The organism is Pseudomonas sp. ES4, from assembly GCF_050586665.1.
GTDB classification, from domain to species: Bacteria; Pseudomonadota; Gammaproteobacteria; order Pseudomonadales; family Pseudomonadaceae; genus Aquipseudomonas; species Aquipseudomonas frederiksbergensis.
Genome location: NZ_JBOBDO010000003.1, coordinates 215,175 through 235,520, shown reverse-complemented (window position 1 = coordinate 235,520; position 20,346 = coordinate 215,175). Strand labels below are relative to the sequence as shown.

Sequence of the window (20,346 nt, the reverse complement as noted above, 5' to 3'; positions counted from 1 at the left end):
TCATGGAGCGAACAGTGATCACCTCGTCGACCGTTGTGAATTCAGTAGTAGAAAAACTTCGGGCCGCCTTGGCCCGGGGTCAGTGGCGCTCCGGCGAGATGCTGCCGGGGCAGCGTGAGCTGGCCGAACAACTGGGCATCAGCCGCCCTAGCCTGCGTGAAGCCGTCATCGTCCTGGAAACCCTTGGGTTGGTGCGTTCCATGCCGGGTAAAGGCGTGGTGGTGCTGGAAGCCAATCTCAGCGACAGCCAAAGCCACGACAGCGCAGTCGCCGGAGCGAGCCTGGAAGATGTGCTGCAACTGCGCTACACCCTCGAGCCGTTCATTGTCGGCCTGGTGGCGCAGTCAATCAGCAGCAAGGAAGTCGGGCAATTGCGCCTGACCCTGATGGACATGCGCGAAGCGCTGGAAGCCAACGACAGCGAAGCCGGGGTGAACGCCTACATCGCGTTCCACGAAGAACTGTTCACCCTGACCTCGAATCCGATCTTCCAGAGTGTGGTGCAACAGACCAGCAACGCCCTCAAGCAAAGCGCCGACGTGCTGCGCAACTCCCCAGAGCATTTGGCGGAGCGCCTTGAAGAGAACGAAGCCGTGGTGCGCGCTATTCGCAGCAAAAACAGTGCCCAGGCCAGCGCCGAGATGCGTCGGCACATCCTTCGGGAAGGCCAGCGGATGGGCATCGAACTGAATATTCCGGACGACAATCTGGGCAAATAGCAGTACTGGAAAAAAACCTATCGGCAACCGGACTGGAGACAGGCCATGAATTCCTACGCCTTGAAGATTCCCGTTTTCTCGATTTCCACTGCTCTGCCCTTGCGCCGTCAGAGCGATAAGAAGCATAGCGTCGACGACATCTACCCGCAGATTTTCGATGCCATTCTCGAACAACGCATTGCCCCGGGCAGCCGTTTTACCGAAGAAAGCCTTGGCCAGGCATTCGGTGTCAGCCGCAGTATCATCCGCCAAGTACTGACGCGATTGTCGCATCAGCAGGTCATCATTCTGCGGCCCAATCATCGCCCGCAAGTCGCGACCCCCGATGCCGAACATACCCGTCAAATTCTCCATGCCCGCCGGCTCACCGAAACCACTCTGGTGCGACTGGCCTGCCAGCAACCAGCTTCCCGGCACCTGCCGCAATTACGCGAATTGATAGAGCGCGAACGCCGCTATATCGAGCAAAACCAACGCGGGCCGGCTATTCGTCTGTCGGGCGAGTTCCACCTGCAACTGGCGCAACTCGCAGGCAACGTGCCGTTGGCACAATTTCTCGGCAGCCTCGTGCCGCTGACCTCATTGGCCATCGCCTACTACGAAGATCAAGCGCGTAGTGACTGCTTGTGGCAAGAACATGCGGTGATCGTCGAGGCGGTGGAGTGCGGAGATGCCAAAGTTGCCGAAGGCTTGATGACCCGACTTCTGGAGCATTTAGAAGTGAAGTTGCTGAACCCATAATCGGGTTTTATAACCGCTTGCGTACAACATTTTATGACCGCCCCGATAGCCGGCTCTTTTGCCGGTTTTTTAACTTGAAACTATTTAAACCTGATGCTACCCCACAACCTCACGCTTTAACTGCCAACTATTGCTTTAGACCTCCCACATAAAAAACCTCATTGACACCTCCAACTTCCTGAAACAAAGGAACGAGCACAACCAGAAAAAAATAATTTAATCTCTGGTTCGACCTTTACTGAGACCATGCAATCAACACAAACATACAACATGACTTCATAATCATTGCACTGCATCGAAACCTTCAAGTTCTGGACTTATGGATACAAGAAGGCTGCGCCCAGCCGATTGAATAAAAACACCTTAACCTCAATTTATTATCAAGGAAGATAAAACTATGACCGCTGAACAATCCTTTATTGCAGAACTGACCAGTGATCACGGCCACCTGCATTTCCCTCGCCTGACACACGGCCGCGAAGTCACGATCCCTGTCACGGGCTTCTTCGACTTCTCCCCCACTCATACATTCGTTTCAGATACTTTATTCGCCAATAGAGACCTGCCTCGCGCTCCCTTGCAGTTCTACTTCCTGAATATTGGAGGTTTTGTCTATCGCATGTTTGTTATTACGCCTGGCCCGCTCTTTGGAAGACTAGTCGGCATTGACGAAAATGACTGTCTCACCGCGATGGATGGTCCGAATGCAGGTCCCAAGAAATCCGCCATGTTTCATTTCGTAGACAATAACGGCAACCTGGCTTCTCTCGACGACCCCAAATCAAACACCCTATCCGTAACAATTCATGCTAACAACTACTCGCTAAAGCGCCGAAAGAATACAAGTGAAGGATTTATTATCTATACAGGCGCGGGAGTCCAGATGAACTTCACACTGAAAATCATCAAGCGCAACGTTGACTCGAGCATCCTGACCGTTTAATCATCTCAGCACCTGCCTTTTCATATAACAAGAAAAGGCAGGACAAACTTACCATCGAGCAAATACCTCCGCAGTTATCCTTCTACGCGAGAAAAGCCTTCACGAATCTTCTCTTCCGGCAAATCATCGGCGATGAACACGATCACGCTTTCGCGCGTTTCATCGTCGGCCCACTCGGTGTCCCAATCGAATCCGTATAACTTCAGCACGCCCTGAAACACCATGCGCCGTGGCTCGCCAAGGATGTTCAATACGCCTTTGTAGCGCAGCAATTGCTTGCCATGGTCCTCCAGCAGTTCGTTCATGAATTCGCTGAGCTTGTCGATATCCAGCGGCTTGTCGGTGCGCAGCACCAGGCTGGAAATGCGGTCGATGGACGGCGCTTTGCTCACCGGGCGCAGGCTGACGCCGCCGCCGAGGTCAGCATTAAGATTGAAACCGCGCACGTCGAGCAATTCGGCCAGATCGATCTTGCCGTGCTCGACCACGCGGATCGGTGCACGACGGTTGATGCGGGTCAGGCGCTCGCTCAGCGCGGTAAAGGTCGCCTCGTCCACCAGATCGCGCTTGCTCACCAGTAAGCGGTCGGCGAAACCAATCTGCGCCTGGGCGATGGTTTGAGTCAGGTGAGTGTCAGCGTGCGCCGCATCGACCAGGGTAATGATGCCGTCGAGAATGTAGCGCTCACGCAGCTCTTCATCGATGAAAAAGGTTTGGGCCACCGGTGCCGGGTCGGCCAGGCCGGTGCATTCGATCACCAGACGGTCGAAGGCGATTTCGCCGCTGTCCAGGCGTTCGAGCAGCAGGTACAAGGCCTTGGTCAGGTCGGTGTGGATGGTGCAGCAAACGCAGCCGTTGGACAGCGTCATCACTTGCACCGGCTCGTCGCCCAACAGTTGGGTGTCGATACCGGCGTCACTGAATTCGTTCTCGATCACGGCGATTTTCAGGCCGTGCTCGGCTTTGAGCAGGTGGCGCAACAGCGTGGTCTTGCCGGCGCCGAGGAAGCCGCTGAGGATTGTTACCGGGATGGGAGAGGACAAACTGAATCTCCTGACTCACTGAATAGAAGTATCAACACAAAACAAATGTGGGAGCTAGCCTGCTGGCGATGGCGGACTGTCAATCAACAGTGATGTTGAATGTTCAGCCGCCATCGCCAGCAGGCTAGCTCCCACAGGTATTGCTGTTAACCCGACAACTGGATCAACAGCACTTCGGCCCACCCTTGCCACCGTAACGAGCCTCTTGGCGTTCCCGGAAGAACATCTCATAGGTCATCACCGGTTTGTCCGGGTGTTTGGTTTGCATATGCTCGACGTAATTGTCGTAGTCGGGCATCCCGACCATCAGGCGCGCGGCCTGACCGAGGTATTTACCGAGGCGACTCAGGTCATTGAACATGCTGCAATCCTCGATTACGCATCCGGCAGAGCCTGGAATGGCGCTTCTTTATCCGTACGTTCCTTGCTGCCCCAGGCGGAAATACCGACCTTGAGCGCATAGAACAGGATACTGAATACCACGAACAGGAACAGCGCCGTCAGCGTTGCGTTGGTGTAGGCGTTGAAGATCACGTGCTGCATCTGCGTAATGTCCTTGGCCGGGGCGAGGATCTGACCGTTGGCCAGGGCATCGCTGTACTTCTTGGCCAGCGACAGGAAGCCGATCGCCGGGTTGGCATCGAACAGCTTGATGAAGCCGGCGGTGGTGGTGCAGATCAGCAGCCACACCGCTGGCAGCATGGTGACCCAGACATAGCGCTGGCGTTTCATTTTGATCAGCACGACAGTGCCGAGCATCAGCGCGATACCGGCCAGCATCTGGTTGGAGATACCGAACAGCGGCCACAAGGTGTTGATACCACCCAGCGGATCGATCACGCCCTGGTACAGCAACCAACCCCACATCGCCACGCAACCGGCGGTGGCGATCAGGTTGGCGGTCCAGGATTCGGTGCGTTTCAGCGCTGGCACGAAGGAACCGAGCAAATCCTGCAGCATGAAACGCCCGGCACGGGTACCGGCGTCCACAGCCGTCAGGATGAACAGTGCTTCGAACAGGATCGCGAAGTGGTACCAGAACGCCATGGTGTTTTCACCCGGCAGGACACTGTGCAGGATCTGCGCGATACCGACCGCCAGGGTCGGCGCACCGCCGGCACGGGCCAGGATGGTGGTTTCACCAATGTCCCTGGCCACCGCTTGCAGCGCTTCCGGGGTAATCGCAAAGCCCCAGCTGCTGACGGTTTGTGCCACAGCCACCACGTCACTGCCGACGACCGCCGCCGGGCTGTTCATGGCGAAGTACACGCCTGGTTCGATCACCGACGCGGCGACCATGGCCATGATGGCGACGAAGGATTCCATCAGCATGCCGCCGTAACCGATGTAACGGGCGTTGACCTCGTTATCCAGTAACTTCGGTGTGGTGCCGGAGGAGATCAGCGCGTGGAAACCGGAAACCGCGCCACAGGCGATGGTGATGAACAGGAACGGGAACAGACCGCCCTTCCATACCGGGCCGGTGCCATCGATAAACTGGGTCAGCGCCGGCATTTTCAGCTCAGGCATGGTGATCAGGATGCCGATCGCCAGGGCCACGATGGTGCCGATTTTGAGGAAGGTCGACAGGTAGTCACGCGGCGCCAGAATCAGCCAGACCGGTAACGAGGCGGCCACGAACCCGTAACCGACCAGCATCCACGTAATCTGCACGCCAGTGAAAGTGAACGCCTTGGCCCAGACCGGATCAGCAGCAATCTGCCCCCCGAGCCAGATTGACCCCAGCAGCAACAGCACACCGACGATGGAAATTTCACCGATGCGGCCCGGGCGGATGTAGCGCATGTAAATGCCCATGAACATCGCGATCGGAATGGTCGCCATCACCGTGAAAATGCCCCAAGGGCTTTCGGCCAAAGCTTTCACAACGATCAGGGCCAGCACCGCGAGGATGATGATCATGATCAGGAAGCAGCCAAACAGCGCGATGGTCCCGGGGATGCGGCCCATTTCCTCACGGACCATGTCGCCCAGGGAACGGCCGTTGCGGCGGGTGGACATGAACAGGACCATGAAGTCCTGAACGGCACCCGCCAGCACCACGCCGGCAATCAGCCACAGCGTACCGGGCAGGTAGCCCATCTGCGCCGCCAGCACCGGACCGACCAGCGGCCCCGCGCCAGCAATGGCCGCGAAGTGGTGGCCGAAGAGGATGTGTTTGTTGGTCGGAACGTAGTCCAGACCGTCATTGTTGAGCACGGCGGGGGTGGCCCGTCGCGGGTCGAGTTGCATCACATTGGTAGCGATGAACAAACTGTAGTAACGATACGCAACCAGATAGATGGCCACGGCGGCGACCACAATCCACAAGGCGTTGATCGCCTCGCCTCGGCGCAATGCCACTACACCCAGGGCGCACGCCCCCACGATTGCCAGCAGCAGCCAGGGTAGATGGCGTAGCAGGCTATTATTGTTTTTCATTTTATGATTCCAGCCAGGGTGGACAAGAAAGACAGCCATCCGGAGTTTAGCTCTCCTGACGGCAAAGACCATCCCCCCGACATGGGTTGAGCCATCACTTTGCTGGCAGCCTTGGACAATGCGGGTCTATAGTCACCGGACATTTACGAGGATTGCGCCATGAGCGAGCACCCTGCCGATCGCCGCCGCTTCAAACGTATTGCGTTCGATGCCCGAACCGAGCTAAGCCAAGGGGAATTCATCTGGCCGGTGAAGTTGATCGACCTGTCATTGAAGGGACTGTTGATCGAAAAGCCCGAACCGTGGCTGGGAAATCGTGACTGGCATTTTCTGGTCGATATTCATCTCAACGAGGACGTCGCCATCAAGATGGATGTGCAATTGACCCACGATGATCATGGTCAGCTCGGGTTTGTCTGCAAACACATCAGCCTGGAATCCATCGAGCGCCTGCGGAGGTTGGTTGAGCTCAACCTGGGCGATCCTGAGGAACTGGAGCGCGAATTGGGCGCCTTGATCGAAATCTGAAGGCCATACCCATACCCTGTGGGAGTGAGCCTGCTCGCGATAGCGGTATGCCCATCAACATAAATGTTGAGTGATAGTCCGCTATCGCGAGCAGGCTCACTCCCACAGGGTTTGTGTGCTGTCTGGAAGGTTATTCGAAGAGGGCGTCGAGCGCCTGCTCCAAACGCGTTACGGCAATAATCTGCAACCCCGGCGGCGCTTCCTTGGGCGCATTGCCCTTAGGCACGATGGCGCGTTTGAAACCGTGCTTGGCGGCTTCTTTCAAGCGTTCCTGGCCGCTCGGCACCGGGCGTACTTCGCCGGACAGCCCGACTTCGCCGAACACCAACAGATCGTGGGGCAGTGGCCGGTTGCGCAAACTGGACATGACCGCCGCCATCAGCGCCAGATCGGAGGCCGTTTCCAGCACCTTCACCCCGCCAACCACATTGAGAAACACATCCTGATCGTGAGTTGGAATGCCGCCGTGACGGTGCAGCACCGCCAGCAACATCGCCAGCCGATTCTGATCCAGACCCAGCGTTACCCGACGTGGATTGGCCAGGTGACTGTCGTCCACCAACGCCTGGACTTCCACCAGCATCGGCCGCGTGCCTTCCCACGTCGCCATGACCACACTGCCCGGCACTTCTTCCTGGGCACGGGTGAGAAAAATCGCCGAAGGGTTAGAGACTTCTTTCAGCCCCTTGTCGGTCATACCGAATACGCCCAGTTCGTTGACGGCGCCGAAACGGTTTTTCACCGCCCGCAGCAAACGCAAACGCCCATCGGATTCGCCTTCGAAATACAGCACCGTGTCGACCATGTGCTCCAGCACTCGTGGCCCCGCCAAAGCGCCTTCCTTGGTCACGTGGCCGACCAGGAAAATGGCCGTGCCGCTCTGCTTCGCATAGCGCACCAGCAACGCCGCGCTTTCCCTGACCTGCGACACGCCCCCCGGTGCCGATTGCAGTTGCTCGGTGAAGATCGTCTGGATCGAGTCGATCACCATTACCTTGGGTTTTTCCTGCCGGGCGGTGGCGATGATGGTTTCGATGCAAGTTTCGGTCATCACCCGCAGTTGATCCTGAGGCAAGCCGAGGCGGCGCGCGCGCATGGCCACTTGCTGCTGGGATTCTTCGCCGGTGACGTACAGTGCCGGCATGACTTTGGCGAGGTTGCACAGGGTTTGCAGCAGAATGGTCGATTTGCCAATGCCCGGATCACCGCCGATCAGCACCACCGAACCGTCCACCAGCCCACCGCCCAACACCCGATCGAGCTCGCTCGACGCTGTGGAAAAACGCGGGATTTCTTCGACGCTGACTTCGGCCAGGGTCTTGATCTGTGCCTGTTGACCGGTCCAGCCGGTGCGACCGCTGGGGGCTGCCGCGCCACCGCTTTCCACCATGGTTTCGGTCAGGGTGTTCCAGGCCCCGCACTCGCCGCACTGGCCAGCCCACTTGGGGAAGGTTGAGCCGCACTCGGTGCAGCCGTACATGCGCTTGGCCTTGGCCATCTGAACTCCCGGCAAAAACCGCGATGATAGCTCAGCTGGCGTCGGTCACGCGCGGCGAAGTTACCCAGCGGCCCCCTGGCAACAACTTGTACAGCGCTTTGAATACATCTACTGCACTACCAACTTTGAAAAACTGTACAACTTTCAAAGAATACCCGACCCAATAGTTGTCTCGCTCAATGAAACAAAAATCAGAACCTGTACAGGTCTTCATCATTTGGAACATGACTGTACAATCCAACCGTTAAGCAAACTTTACAAATACGAATAACCGAGCCAATGGCAATATACTGGCATTTTCAACATTGAACACCAAGGGGTCCGTTTAAGTAACGAATCCATACTTCCGGTAAACCATTCACATAAAGCCTCTTATACCGCAGATTATCCTTGCATCAAGCGAGGATACTAAAGCCCCTACTTTCTATGTTTTTTCCTGCACTCGCCCTCCACTGAGTAGAGACTGAGCGATCGAGAGGAAAATGCCGGACGGGCGCGCGGGGCGCCCTGGATTGAGCGGCTACCGAACACGGTAGCCGGCAAGCGCTGTAAACAGTTGTTTCGAGCAAGAAGCATCGTGCTGATTTACACTGCGCTCACCAACCTCATCTGTAACAAGGAATAACCTATGGGCGTGATTAGTGAGTTCAAGGCCTTCGCGGTCAAAGGTAACGTAGTCGACATGGCGGTCGGTATCATCATCGGCGCCGCCTTCGGCAAGATCGTTTCATCGTTCGTCGGCGACGTGGTGATGCCACCCATTGGCCTGCTGATCGGAGGGGTGGACTTCAGTGACCTGGCCGTCACGCTCAAGGCAGCCAACGGCGATGTCCCCGCGGTGGTGCTGGCGTACGGCAAATTCATCCAGAGCCTGATTGACTTCATCATCGTCGCTTTCGCGATCTTCATGGGCGTCAAAGCCATCAACCGCCTGAAGCGCGAAGAGGCCGTTGCGCCAACGCTGCCGCCGGTTCCGACCAAGGAAGAAGAGCTGCTGGAAGAGATCCGTGATCTGCTCAAGGCTCAGAACAATCGGCCCTGAACACGTTAGTCAAACAACCAACGGTGCCCCTTGAGGCGCCGTTTTTTTACCAATAGTTTTCCACCGCCACCTGCCCGGGCCGGCGACTGAGGCTCAAGTGCATGTGGCGCTGTTTGAGCAATTTGCGCGTGTCATCGATCATCTGCGGGTTGCCGCAGAGCATGACCCTTGAGTGCTCGGCCGTCAGCGCCACGCCAGCCGCCCGCTCCAGCTCGCCATTTTCGATCAGCGCAGTGATCCGCCCACTCAGAGCGCCATGATGCTGCTCGCGCGTGACCGTGGTGATGAATTGCAGCTTGTGCGCAAACTCCGCTAAATAGTCGCGCTGGGCCAAGCCGCTGACGAGGTCTTGGTACGCCAGTTCCCGGGCTTCGCGCACGCTATAGACCAGAATGATTCGTTCGAATTTCTCCCAGACCTCGAAGTCCTGCAGGATCGACAGAAACGGCGCCAGGCCGGTGCCTGTGGATAACAGCCAGAGATCACGGCCGTCGACAAAGCGATCCAGCGTCAAGTAACCGAAGGCCTGACGCTCGACCAGCAGCGTATCGCCGACTCCCAGCCGACTCAGCTCACTGGTGAACTCCCCCCCTGGCACCACAATGGAAAAGAATTCGAGGAACTCGTCATAGGGCGACGACACCATGGAATAGGCGCGCCATACGGTGCTGCCGTCAGCCTTGGTAACGCCCAGCCGGGCGAATTGCCCTGCACGAAAACGAAAACCCGGATCCCGTGTGGTCCGCAGGGTGAACAGACTGGGGGTCAGCGACTGGACGTCGAGCAAAGTCTGGCGCGTGAACTTTTCTGCGCTGGCGGTCATGGGGTGCTCCATTCAACAGATAGCCACAGTGTCCCGCAAAGCGGGCGGCTTAAACACCGGTGATTTGTAGTGGCTTTAGCCAGTACCTCATTCACATTAACTTCATAGCACGACTTAAATATTAAATACGCGGTTAACGAGCTTGATGACAGTAAGTCCGACATGCCCTTATCTACTCTAATTTTCTGACGTTAGAACCAGATATCAGTTTAAAAATCTCAAACAAAGCTAAAAAGTCTCACACACACGTAGGAAACATCCTACACTCGCCTTCGTGCCAGAGACTGGATCCAAAATGGCACCCCCAAGTAACATCATCTGGAGAGACACAATGGAGAGGTGGAAGGAATCACAACTCAATCAATTATCACGGGCAACGGAGATTGAGACTGCCTACCGGATTTCACTCGGCTTTGCGAAAAACATTGGCTTTAAATTTTTCGCTTTTTCAACAACATACCAAACAAAAACTGACCACTTTAATACAGTCCAGCTCAACAACTACCCGACGGATTGGAACATTGAATATGAACAAAAAAATTTCAACGCAATAGACCCAGTAGTGGCTCACTGCAATCACTCCAGATTGCCTGTCCTTTGGAGCGAAGAGCTTTTTTCCAAGACTCCCTGGTTGTGGGATGCGCTTGAGAAACAAGGATTGCAGCACGGCTGGTCGCATTCGGTGCATGACGAGGGCAGTGGTGTTTGCAGCATTCTGAGCCTGGCCAGAAGCCATTGCCCGATCACTGCGTTTGAGCTGTATGAAAACCTTGGTTTCTCAGTGTTCATCGGGCGCCACCTGCATGGCTTGATCGCACAGACACTGCCCAAGAAATCGGCGAAGCCGGTCGTGCCGCATTTGTCTCCCCGCGAGATCGATGTATTGAGGCTGGCGGCTGATGGCAAGACTGCCTATGAGAGTGCCAGAATCCTCAATCTCAGCGCCCGTACGGTTAATTTTCATGTGCAAAGCGCGATTCTGAAACTGGGAGTCAATAACAAGATTTCCGCAGTCATCGCCGCAACCAAGGACGGTATTCTCAACAGCAGCGCGATTCGCTGAGTCAAAAAACCTGCAAGTAATCCAAAAGAAAAAAACGTACCATTTGCGGTCCTTCTTGAGTGATGACGTGTAAACCTTCACGGCGCAGTACACTCGGACGGTCTCGCCCGCTACAACGCCCTTGGGCGGCGGGACACCTGTTGATGACCCCGTTGATTACCCAGAGCCCCGCCTCATGCCTTTGCTCGAAACACCCTTCGCCCGACTCGACCTGATCCGCCAGCCCGAACAGCAGAACGAACCGCTGCAGGCGTTTGACGCCGCAGACGAATACCTGCTCACCCATCTGGCCGACCAACAGCCCTCGGCCGACACTCGGGTTTTGGTGCTCAACGACAGCTTTGGCGCATTGGCCGCCAGCCTGGTCGGCAAGGTTCAAGTGACCAGCAGCGGCGACTCGTTCCTGGCCTTTCAGGGGCTGGAAAAAAATCTGCTCCGTAACGGCCTGCCGTTTGATGCGATACCTGGCGTACCTGCCAGCGAAGCCTTTTCAGGCCCTTTCGATCGGGTACTGATCCGGGTCCCGAAAACTCTCGCCTTGCTGGAAGAACAACTGATTCGTTTGCAGGGCCAACTGGCGCCGGGCGCGCAGGTGATTGCAGCGGCGATGATCAAGCATTTACCTCGCGCTGCGGGCGATCTGCTGGAACGCTACATCGGCCCGGTGCAAGCGTCCTTGGCGGTGAAAAAGGCTCGACTGTTGATCGCGACCGCTGAAGACAAAGCACCTGTCGCATCCCCCTACCCGACCCGTTATCGACTCGACGCGCCTGAGATCGAACTGCTGAATCACGCCAATGTGTTCTGCCGCGAAGGCCTGGACATCGGCACGCGAGCGTTTTTGCCGCACCTGCCGAAGAACCTCGGCACCGCGCGGGTTGCCGACCTCGGTTGTGGCAACGGGGTTTTGGCCATCGCCAGCGCTCTGCAAAACCCTGAGGCCCACTACACGCTCGTGGACGAGTCGTTCATGGCCGTGCAATCGGCAGCCGAAAACTGGCGCGCGGCGCTCGGTGACCGGGAAGTGGTTGTACGTGCCGGCGATGGTTTGGCGGGGCAGGAACCCCAGTCTCTGGACGTTGTACTGTGCAACCCGCCGTTTCACCAACAACAAGTCGTTGGCGACTTCCTGGCCTGGCGCATGTTCCAGCAGGCCCGAGAGGCGCTGGTCGTCGGTGGCGCGCTGTACATCGTCGGCAATCGTCATCTGGGTTATCACAGCAAGCTCGCGCGGTTGTTCCGCGGTGTCGAGCAAGTGGCGGCCACACCCAAGTTCGTGATCCTTAAAGCCCGAAAATAATCCCGGGCAAAAAAAACCCTCCGGCCAAGGAGGGTTGTGAATCCGTGCCGCAAGGCAACGGGATGGGATCTGCTGCAAAAATTCAGTGGGTCGTCAGCCCCGCGGCATTCATGAACATGCGCATCAGGCTGGCCACGATGAACAGCGCCACAACGCTACCGGTCCAGATCATCGCCAGCCAGCCGAGTCGCTGCCAGAGCGGCTTTTTCTCTGCTGCTTCGATTTCCTGCAAGGAATGTTTACCCGCCATCATCGCAATCTCCTCTGAAGAAATGGCGCAGGTCTCAGCCCTGCGCCACAGTCGCGCGTTCTAGTGATAGCCATCTTCATGGGTGACCTTGCCGCGGAACACGTAGTAGCTCCAGAAGGTGTAACCCAGGATAAACGGGATGATGAACAGCGTGCCCACCAGCATGAAGCCCTGGCTTTGCGGCGGTGCGGCGGCGTCCCAGATCGAGATCGACGGCGGCACGATGTTCGGCCACAGGCTGATGCCCAGACCGCTGTAGCCGAGGAAGATCAGCACCAGCGTCAGCAGGAATGGCGTGTAGTGCGCATTGCGAGCCACCGCACGGATCAGACCGTACATGGTCACCAGCACCAGGATCGGCACCGGCAGGAACCAGAACAGGTTCGGCAGGGTGAACCAGCGAGCGGCAATCTCGGCATGGGCCAGCGGGGTCCAGATGCTGACGACACCGATCACCGCCAACACCACGAAAGCCAGCGGCCGAGCCAGGTCATGCATCTGCTCCTGCAACTTGCCTTCGGTTTTCATGATCAGCCAGGTGCAACCGAGCAGCGCGTAAGCCACCACCAGCGCCACACCGCAGAACATCGTGAACGGTGTCAACCAGTCCAGTGAGCCACCGGCAAATTGGCGATTGACCACCGGCAACCCATCAATGAACGCACCCAACGCCACGCCCTGGAAAAAGGTGGCGGCGACCGAACCACCGATGAACGCCTTGTCCCAGAGATGGCGCTTGTCGTCCTTGGCCTTGAAGCGGAACTCGAAGGCCACGCCGCGAAAGATCAGCCCGATCAGCATGAAAATCAGCGGCAGGTACAACGCCGAAAGCACCACCGAATAGGCCAGCGGGAAGGCCCCGAATAACGCGGCGCCGCCCAGCACCAGCCAGGTCTCGTTACCGTCCCATACCGGGGCGACGGTGTTCATCATCACGTCACGATCGGTCTTGCCCGGAATGAACGGGAAGAGAATCCCGATCCCCAAATCGAAACCGTCCATGACCACGTACATCATGATGCCGAAGATGATGATCACGGCCCAGATCAGCGGAAGATCAATACCCATGAGTCAAATCTCCTTGGTCAGGCTAGAGCTGTGGTCGCTGTCACCGTTGTCATCGGCGGCGGACAGCGGACGGGCCGGCGTGCGTTTCTTGCCAGGACCACCCTCGTTGGTTTCCTTGCCTTCGTCGATCTTCGGCCCTTTGCGCACCAGGCGCATCATGTAGCCAAGGCCAGCACCGAACAGCGCGAAATAGACCACGACGAACATGATCAACGTGATGCTCATCTGCATGAAGCTGTGATTGGAGGACGCATCTGCCGTGCGCATCAGGCCGTAGATCACCCACGGCTGACGGCCGATTTCAGTGGTGAACCAACCGGCGAGGATCGCGATCAGGCCGGACGGCCCCATCCACAACGCCAGGTACAGGAACGGTCGCGAGGTATAGAGCTTGTCGCGTTTACGCAGCCACAGGCTCCACAAACCGGTGAAGATCATCAGCATGCCCAGGCCCACCATGATCCGGAACGACCAGAACACGATGGTCGAATTCGGCCGGTCTTCCGGCGGGAATTCCTTGAGCGCCGGGACCTGTTTGTCCAGCGAGTGCGTGAGGATCAGGCTGCCCAGATACGGGATCTCTACTGCGAATTTGGTCCGTTCTTCTTTCATGTCCGGCCAGCCGAACAGAATCAGCGGGGTCGGCTCATCGCCGTGGTTTTCCCAGTGACCTTCGATCGCGGCGATTTTCGCTGGCTGATGCTTGAGCGTGTTGAGGCCGTGGAAGTCACCGATGACCGCCTGAATCGGCGCCACGATCAAGGCCATCCACATGGCCATCGACAGCATGGTGCGGATCGCCGGGTTGTCCTTGCCGCGCAGCAAATGCCAGGCCGCCGAGGATCCGACGAAGAAAGCGGTCGCGACGAACGCTGCCGTGGCCATGTGCATCAGGCGGTACGGGAACGACGGGTTGAAGATCACCGCCAGCCAGTCCACTGGAATGACCTGGCCATTGACGATCTCGTAGCCTTGCGGCGTCTGCATCCAGCTGTTGGAAGCGAGAATCCAGAAAGTCGAGATCAGCGTGCCGATGGCGACCATGACCGTGGAGAAGAAGTGCAGATTGCGCCCGACCTTGTTCCAGCCGAACAGCATGACGCCGAGGAAACCGGCTTCGAGGAAGAACGCGGTGAGTACTTCGTACGTCAGCAGTGGCCCGGTCACGGAACCGGCGAAGTCCGAGAAGCGGCTCCAGTTGGTGCCGAACTGATAGGCCATGACGAGGCCGGAGACCACGCCCATGCCGAAGTTGACCGCAAAGATCTTCGACCAGAAGTGGTACAGATCGCGGTACGTGTCGTTATGGGTTTTCAGCCACAGACCTTCGAGCACCGCCAGGTAACTCGCCAGGCCAATGGTGATAGCGGGAAATATAATGTGAAACGAAATGGTGAATGCGAACTGAATCCGGGCGAGATCAAGTGCCTCCAAACCGAACATAAGTCTTCCTCTGTCAGGTAATACCGGCTGAAGGCTTGCGGCCTACACCCACTGCCCCCACGGATATGGAGTGTGGCGAATTTGAATTCGTTCTTTTTTTACAAACATCACAACGTAGGGAGTCTGGCCATCTGGCCGCCGGATCAATTCCATGAACGGTCTTGATCTGGATCAAGCAACGTTAAAAGAGTAGTCCCATTTTTGACGATGGACGGTGTGGTCTTTTGCCGCGTGACAGGTTGCCTCATACCGTCGCCGACAACCCTGTAGCAGCTGCCGAAGGCTGCGTTCGAGTGCGCAGCAGTCGTAAACCCGGCTGGCTCGAATCAACTGATACACCCACCGCGCATGAGTTTCACGACTGCTGCGCAGCCGAACGCAGCCTTCGGCAGCTGCTACAAGGCTTATGAGCCCCGATCGGTGTCTAGCTAACGAAATTTCCCAACCCTGCAACTTCTGGTTACAGCTTGGTGATAATCTCGCCCCTCCCCTCGCTGAAAAACCGACCCCCAGATGCCCAGCCAAGCGCCTTTGCTGTTACGTCATCACCGCCCTTTTATCGCGTTCTGGCTGGCTCGGGTGTTTACCGCCAGCGGTTTCCAGATGCTCACGGTGGCCATCGGCTGGAACCTCTACCAATTGACCGGCAATGTGCTGGACCTGGGCCTGGTCGGTCTGGTGGAGTTCGCCCCGCGGGTGCTGTTCATGCTGCACACCGGGCATGTCGCGGACCGTTATGACCGGCGCAAGGTCGCGGCCATCTGTCAGTTCCTGCAAGCGCTGATCGCCCTGTCGCTGGTCATCGGCAGCGCGACCGACAATGTCACCCGCGAGATGATCTTCATCCTCGCGTTCCTGCTCGGTGCCGCCCGGTCCTTCGAAATGCCGACCACTCAGGCTCTGTTGCCTAGCATCGTGCCCAGCGCGCTGTTCCCTCGCGCGGTCGCCGCCGCCCAATCCGCACAGCAATCGGCGACGATCGTTGCCCCGGCCCTCGGCGGGTTGCTTTACGCCTTCGGCAGCGTTTGGGTCTATGGCCCGACGGTGATCCTCTACCTTATCGCCTGCCTGCTGATGCTCAACCTGCCTGCACGGCAGACACCGCTGAACAAGGGCAAGGCGACGCTGGATTCGCTGCTGGCGGGCATCCGCTTCATTCGTAGTCGCCCGGACATTCTCGGGGCGATTTCTCTGGATCTGTTTGCCGTCCTGCTCGGTGGCGCGACGGCGTTGCTGCCGGTGTTTGCCAAGGACATTCTGCTGACCGGCCCTTGGGGCCTGGGCCTGCTGCGGTCAGCGCCGGCAGTCGGTGCGCTGCTGATGTCGCTGTACCTGGCGAGATTCGCCGTGGAGCGCAAAGTCGGAAGGGTCATGTTCACCGCCGTCGGTGTGTTCGGTGTCGCGACCATTGCGTTCGGCCTGTCGACCTCGTTCTGGTTTTCCCTGGCTGTGTTGGTGGTGTTGGGCGCGGCGGACATGATCAGCATGGTGATCCGCGCCTCCTTCGTACAACTGGAAACCCCGGATGAAATGCGCGGCCGGGTCAGTGCCGTGAACGGTCTGTTCATCGGCGCTTCGAACCAATTGGGCGAGTTTGAATCCGGCTTGACCGCCCACTGGTTCGGCACTGTGCCGGCCGTGGTCATGGGGGGGATTGGCACATTGGTGGTGACCGGGGCGTGGATAAAGCTGTTCCCGACCCTGGCTAACCGCGACCGCATGCATGTGGCTGTGGAGGAAGTGAAGGTTTGAAGCAGTTTGTCCGGAGCACTTTCTAGACCGCCAACTCCCCCGCCACCGCCGCTCGCGTGGCCTTGCCACAGAGTTGTTCCACCAGCGCCAGGGCGAATTGCAATGCCGCGCCTGAACCCTGGGCAGTGATGCAGTTGCCGTCGACCACCACCGGTTGATCGACAAAGTTGCATCCCGACAGTTGATGGCTGGCCGAGGGCAGGCAGGTCATGCGCCGCTGACGCAATACGCCAAAGGCTTGCAGCGCCACTGCCGGAGCCTCGGCGATGGCGGCGAACAGGCGCCCGGCCGCCGCCTGATCCTTGATCGATTGTTGCAGGGGTTGATGCGCCGCCAAGTGTTGCGCCCCCACGTCACCACCGGGCAGGACGATCAGGTCGAACGGCTGCGCCAGTACGTCCACCAGCATCGCATCGGCCGTCACTCGGGTGCCGCGCGCGCAGGTGAGCATGCGCCGTCCCTCGACACTGGCCACCACCACTTCAACCTTGGCGCGGCGCAGCACATCGATCAGGGTTACTGATTGCAGGTCATCGATGCCCTCGGCGAGGGTAATCAGAGCTCTAAAGGTCATGGGCGCAGTCCACTGGATGATCTTTAAAGCGTAGTCAGCTTTCCTGCCCCTTGTTCGAGCCTGCCATTACTTGATGTAAAGCTGCGTCGACAGCGTATTGCCTGGCGCGTTGATCGATGTGTTGCTGAAGGTGAACGTGCCTTCCTGCTTACCCGCCAGATCGAAGACGTACAGATAGCCGACGGTTTTTTTCCCGACGGTGCACTCAGTCAGGTTGCCATTATCAAAAGCACAGACCGGGGTCCGGGTGCCGTTCACTTCAAAACCGTCCAGCCCGACCTGCGCGCTACGACCGTAACCGACTTCCAGCACGTAGACCTTGATGTTCGGCCCGCTGTGATTGCAGCGGGTTTGCTCTTGCCCCTGCGCGATGTCTTCAAAGCCGCAACCCGGCGACTCGACCTTGAGCACCTTCACCTGGCTCAACGGCGCCGCCGATGCAGCCGAGGCGGTGTGCGTCCCCAGGAACAAGGCGATCGACACTCCGAATGCGGCAATCAGACGTTTATTCATGCAATACATAAGTACCCCCAAAACCAGCGCGCAGTATGGCGCACTTGGCTTTACCGCAAAACATCGACGACGATCGCAGCCATAAGCAGCCATAACCCCAAGCGGCTGGTATGATGCGCGGCTTTTTCCGACCCACAGAAAATTACCAGGCGCCAACAGCGGTCTGTGCTTTGCTGTTGAGGTCGATACATTCACGGCGCCTGGCGCGCCACGGGGAGCAGACATGCTGGAAAGGCTGTTTCAACTCAAGGCACACAACACCAACGTGCGGACCGAGATTCTGGCGGGCGTCACGACCTTTTTGGCCATGGCCTACATTCTGTTCGTCAACCCGAGCATTCTCGGCGAGACCGGCATGGACAAAGGTGCGGTGTTTGTCGCCACCTGCCTGGCAGCAGCCATCGGCTCGGCGACCATGGGCCTGATCGCCAACTACCCGATCGCGCTCGCGCCGGGCATGGGACTGAACGCCTTCTTTACCTACACCGTGGTCCTGCACATGGGCCACACCTGGCAAGTGGCATTGGGCGCGGTGTTCCTCTCGGCGGTGATGTTCTTTCTGTTGTCGATCTTCCGCATCCGTGAATGGATCATCAACAGCATTCCGCTGGCGCTACGCTCGGCAATTGCCGCCGGTATCGGCCTGTTCCTGGCCCTGATCGCGCTGCATAACGCGGGCATCGTGGTGAGCAATCCGGCAACCATGGTCGGTCTCGGTGACTTGAAGCAACCGGCACCGATCCTCGCGACCCTCGGCTTTGCCCTGATCGTGGCGCTTGAAGCACTGAAAGTGCGTGGCGCGGTACTGATCGGCATTCTGGCAGTGACCATCGCTTCGATCGTGATGGGCTTCACCCCATTCGGCGGCGTAATGTCGATGCCGCCGTCGCTGGCGCCGACCTTCCTGCAACTGGACATCATGGGCGCACTGGACATCGGCCTGGTCAGCGTGATCTTCGCCTTCCTGTTCGTCGACCTGTTCGACAACTCCGGCACACTGATCGGCGTCGCCAAGCGCGCGGGCCTGATGGGCAAGGACGGCCATATGCCGAAAATGGGTCGCGCCCTGATCGCCGACAGCACCGCGGCCATGGCCGGTTCGCTGCTGGGCACTTCGACCACCACCAGCTACATCGAATCCGCTGCCGGCGTGAGTGCCGGTGGCCGCACCGGCCTTACCGCTATTGTCGTGGCGATTCTGTTCCTGTTGGCGCTGTTCTTCTCGCCATTGGCGGCCAGCGTTCCAGCCTTTGCTACCGCGCCTGCACTGCTGTTCGTCGCGGTATTGATGACTTCCGGCCTGGCCGAAATAGACTGGGACGACATCACCGTCGCCGCACCGGTTGTGGTCACCGCACTGGCCATGCCATTCACTTATTCCATCGCCAACGGCATCGCCTTCGGTTTCATCTCCTGGACCGCAATCAAGTTGCTGTCCGGCCGCGGCCGTGAGCTGAACTCGGCACTGGTGATTCTGTCGATTCTGTTCGTGATCAAGCTGGGTTGGTTCAACGCATGACTTTTGATTCCAAGGCTTACGCCGTTCAGCTCGAAGAGAAGGTCACGCGCCTGCGTGACCTGTTGGCCCCGTTCGGTGCGCCAGAACCTGCGGTGTTCGATTCGCCGCTGAAAAACTTCCGCCTGCGCGCCGAATTCCGCCTGTGGCGTGAAGCCGGTGAGCGTCACTACGCGATGTTTTCCCAGGAAGACAAGCGCACGCCGATCCTGATCGAGGAATTCCCGATCGCCAGCCTGCGCATCAACGAGTTGATGCCGCAGCTGAAGGCAGCGTGGCAAGCCAGTGCGGCCCTGAGCAACAAGCTGTTTCAGGTGGAGTTCCTCACCACCCTGGCCGGCGATGCGATGATCACGCTGTGCTATCACCGCCCGCTGGACGAGCACTGGCACGCGGCGGCGTCGAAACTGGCAGCCGAGCTGAACGTCAGCATCATCGGCCGCTCCAAGGGCAAACGCGAAGTGATCGGTCACGATTATGTGGTCGAGCAGATGGACGTCGGCGGTCGCACCTTCAGCTATCGCCAGCCGGAAGGCGCGTTCACCCAGCCCAACGGCACTGTGAACCAGAAGATGCTCAACTGGGCTTACGACTCACTCGGTGATCGCTCCGATGATTTGCTGGAGCTGTATTGCGGCAATGGCAACTTCACCTTGCCGCTCGCGACACGCGTACGCAAAGTGCTGGCCACTGAAATCAGCAAGGCGTCGGTCAACGCTGCGTTGAGCAATCTCAGCGAAAACGCTGTGGATAACGTCACTCTGGTGCGCTTGTCCGCCGAGGAGCTGACCGAAGCCCTGAACGAAGTTCGTCCGTTCCGTCGTCTGCACGGTATCGATCTGAAGAGCTACGAGTTCGGTAGTGTCTTCGTCGATCCGCCTCGCGCAGGCATGGACCCGGACACCTGCGAGCTGACCCGCCGCTTCGACAACATTCTCTACATCTCCTGCAACCCGGAAACCCTGGCGGCCAACATCGCCCAGTTGCACGACACCCATCGCATCACCCGCTGCGCAATGTTCGACCAGTTCCCGTGGACCCATCACATGGAATCCGGGGTGTTGTTGACCCGTCGTTGATTGCCCTTG

General features: G+C 58.2%; 20 protein-coding genes. 10 read left to right on the top strand and 10 right to left on the bottom strand.

All coding sequences use genetic code 11. From position 1 onward, the window contains the following. Window positions 1-14 precede the first annotated feature (14 nt). From ACQ4OB_RS05380 to ACQ4OB_RS05370, 3 genes are all read left to right on the top strand, one after another. Complete coding sequence (locus tag ACQ4OB_RS05380; RefSeq protein ID WP_074871066.1) at window positions 15-719, top strand: FadR/GntR family transcriptional regulator; 705 nt, start codon at window positions 15-17, stop codon at window positions 717-719. A gap of 45 nt (window positions 720-764) precedes the next feature. Next, a complete protein-coding gene (locus ACQ4OB_RS05375; RefSeq protein WP_430955245.1) occupies window positions 765-1,460 on the top strand; it encodes a GntR family transcriptional regulator in 696 nt (231 codons plus the stop codon). Between the two features lie 397 nt (window positions 1,461-1,857). Beyond that, on the top strand, window positions 1,858-2,403 hold the full coding sequence (locus ACQ4OB_RS05370; RefSeq protein ID WP_074871069.1) for a hypothetical protein: 546 nt from the start codon (window positions 1,858-1,860) through the stop codon (window positions 2,401-2,403). A 74-nt stretch (window positions 2,404-2,477) separates the two neighbouring features. Here the strand turns inward: ACQ4OB_RS05370 and yjiA are convergent, their stop codons facing one another. The 3 genes from yjiA to ACQ4OB_RS05355 form a co-directional block, all read right to left on the bottom strand. After that, window positions 2,478-3,446 (bottom strand): GTPase, encoded by a 969-nt coding sequence (gene yjiA / locus ACQ4OB_RS05365; protein WP_430955244.1) that lies wholly within the window; start codon window positions 3,444-3,446, stop codon window positions 2,478-2,480. A 163-nt stretch (window positions 3,447-3,609) separates the two neighbouring features. Then, window positions 3,610-3,807 carry a YbdD/YjiX family protein gene (locus ACQ4OB_RS05360; protein ID WP_008154232.1) on the bottom strand — a complete coding sequence of 66 codons (198 nt, stop codon included), beginning with the start codon at window positions 3,805-3,807 and terminating at the stop codon, window positions 3,610-3,612. A 14-nt stretch (window positions 3,808-3,821) separates the two neighbouring features. Beyond that, window positions 3,822-5,888 carry a carbon starvation CstA family protein gene (locus ACQ4OB_RS05355; RefSeq protein WP_074871073.1) on the bottom strand — a complete coding sequence of 689 codons (2,067 nt, stop codon included), beginning with the start codon at window positions 5,886-5,888 and terminating at the stop codon, window positions 3,822-3,824. A 159-nt stretch (window positions 5,889-6,047) separates the two neighbouring features. On the opposite strand from ACQ4OB_RS05355, the gene ACQ4OB_RS05350 reads away from it, so the two are divergent. Next, window positions 6,048-6,416, top strand: a complete 369-nt coding sequence (locus ACQ4OB_RS05350; RefSeq protein WP_074871075.1) for a PilZ domain-containing protein — start codon at window positions 6,048-6,050, stop codon at window positions 6,414-6,416. Window positions 6,417-6,546: 130 nt separating this feature from the next. Here ACQ4OB_RS05350 and radA read toward each other — a convergent pair whose 3' ends face one another. After that, the gene (radA, locus tag ACQ4OB_RS05345) at window positions 6,547-7,914 is read right to left on the bottom strand and encodes a DNA repair protein RadA (protein WP_008149143.1); all 1,368 of its coding nucleotides are present in this window, start codon (window positions 7,912-7,914) and stop codon (window positions 6,547-6,549) included. A 628-nt stretch (window positions 7,915-8,542) separates the two neighbouring features. Between radA and mscL the strand changes: the two genes are divergently transcribed. Further along, complete coding sequence (mscL, locus tag ACQ4OB_RS05340; protein ID WP_008149145.1) at window positions 8,543-8,956, top strand: large-conductance mechanosensitive channel protein MscL; 414 nt, start codon at window positions 8,543-8,545, stop codon at window positions 8,954-8,956. 46 nt (window positions 8,957-9,002) lie between these two features. Here the strand turns inward: mscL and ACQ4OB_RS05335 are convergent, their stop codons facing one another. Then, a complete protein-coding gene (locus ACQ4OB_RS05335) occupies window positions 9,003-9,779 on the bottom strand; it encodes a ferredoxin--NADP reductase (RefSeq protein ID WP_076029675.1) in 777 nt (258 codons plus the stop codon). Between the two features lie 331 nt (window positions 9,780-10,110). On the opposite strand from ACQ4OB_RS05335, the gene ACQ4OB_RS05330 reads away from it, so the two are divergent. Further along, window positions 10,111-10,842, top strand: coding sequence for a helix-turn-helix transcriptional regulator (locus ACQ4OB_RS05330; RefSeq protein WP_074871078.1), 732 nt, complete (start codon window positions 10,111-10,113; stop codon window positions 10,840-10,842). Between the two features lie 175 nt (window positions 10,843-11,017). After that, window positions 11,018-12,142 (top strand): methyltransferase, encoded by a 1,125-nt coding sequence (locus ACQ4OB_RS05325; RefSeq protein WP_102616577.1) that lies wholly within the window; start codon window positions 11,018-11,020, stop codon window positions 12,140-12,142. Window positions 12,143-12,224: 82 nt separating this feature from the next. On the opposite strand, the gene ACQ4OB_RS05320 is transcribed toward ACQ4OB_RS05325, so the two are convergent. Genes ACQ4OB_RS05320 through ACQ4OB_RS05310 form a run of 3 tightly spaced genes read right to left on the bottom strand, consistent with a single transcriptional unit; the run spans window position 12,225 to window position 14,903 of the window. Then, window positions 12,225-12,392: a DUF2474 domain-containing protein gene (locus ACQ4OB_RS05320; RefSeq protein WP_074880353.1), complete on the bottom strand. Its 168-nt coding sequence runs from the start codon at window positions 12,390-12,392 to the stop codon at window positions 12,225-12,227. A gap of 60 nt (window positions 12,393-12,452) precedes the next feature. After that, window positions 12,453-13,460 (bottom strand): cytochrome d ubiquinol oxidase subunit II, encoded by a 1,008-nt coding sequence (cydB, locus tag ACQ4OB_RS05315; RefSeq protein ID WP_074871081.1) that lies wholly within the window; start codon window positions 13,458-13,460, stop codon window positions 12,453-12,455. 3 nt (window positions 13,461-13,463) lie between these two features. Next, a complete protein-coding gene (locus tag ACQ4OB_RS05310; RefSeq protein ID WP_102616578.1) occupies window positions 13,464-14,903 on the bottom strand; it encodes a cytochrome ubiquinol oxidase subunit I in 1,440 nt (479 codons plus the stop codon). A 513-nt stretch (window positions 14,904-15,416) separates the two neighbouring features. Here ACQ4OB_RS05310 and ACQ4OB_RS05305 point away from each other — a divergent pair. Continuing rightward, on the top strand, window positions 15,417-16,655 hold the full coding sequence (locus tag ACQ4OB_RS05305) for an MFS transporter (RefSeq protein ID WP_074871084.1): 1,239 nt from the start codon (window positions 15,417-15,419) through the stop codon (window positions 16,653-16,655). A 22-nt stretch (window positions 16,656-16,677) separates the two neighbouring features. Here the strand turns inward: ACQ4OB_RS05305 and ACQ4OB_RS05300 are convergent, their stop codons facing one another. Both ACQ4OB_RS05300 and ACQ4OB_RS05295 read right to left on the bottom strand, forming a co-directional pair. Next, window positions 16,678-17,229 (bottom strand): DJ-1 family glyoxalase III, encoded by a 552-nt coding sequence (locus ACQ4OB_RS05300; protein WP_430955243.1) that lies wholly within the window; start codon window positions 17,227-17,229, stop codon window positions 16,678-16,680. 66 nt (window positions 17,230-17,295) lie between these two features. Beyond that, entirely contained in the window at window positions 17,296-17,751 is a 456-nt protein-coding gene (locus tag ACQ4OB_RS05295) for a DUF4879 domain-containing protein (RefSeq protein ID WP_102616581.1), read from the bottom strand. A 214-nt stretch (window positions 17,752-17,965) separates the two neighbouring features. Here ACQ4OB_RS05295 and ACQ4OB_RS05290 point away from each other — a divergent pair, with 214 nt between their 5' ends. Then, a complete protein-coding gene (locus tag ACQ4OB_RS05290) occupies window positions 17,966-19,261 on the top strand; it encodes an NCS2 family permease (protein ID WP_074871093.1) in 1,296 nt (431 codons plus the stop codon). Further along, complete coding sequence (gene trmA / locus ACQ4OB_RS05285) at window positions 19,258-20,337, top strand: tRNA (uridine(54)-C5)-methyltransferase TrmA (RefSeq protein WP_074871095.1); 1,080 nt, start codon at window positions 19,258-19,260, stop codon at window positions 20,335-20,337. The genes ACQ4OB_RS05290 and trmA overlap by 4 nt, the downstream gene beginning before the upstream one ends. The last annotated feature ends 9 nt before the right edge of the window (window positions 20,338-20,346 follow it).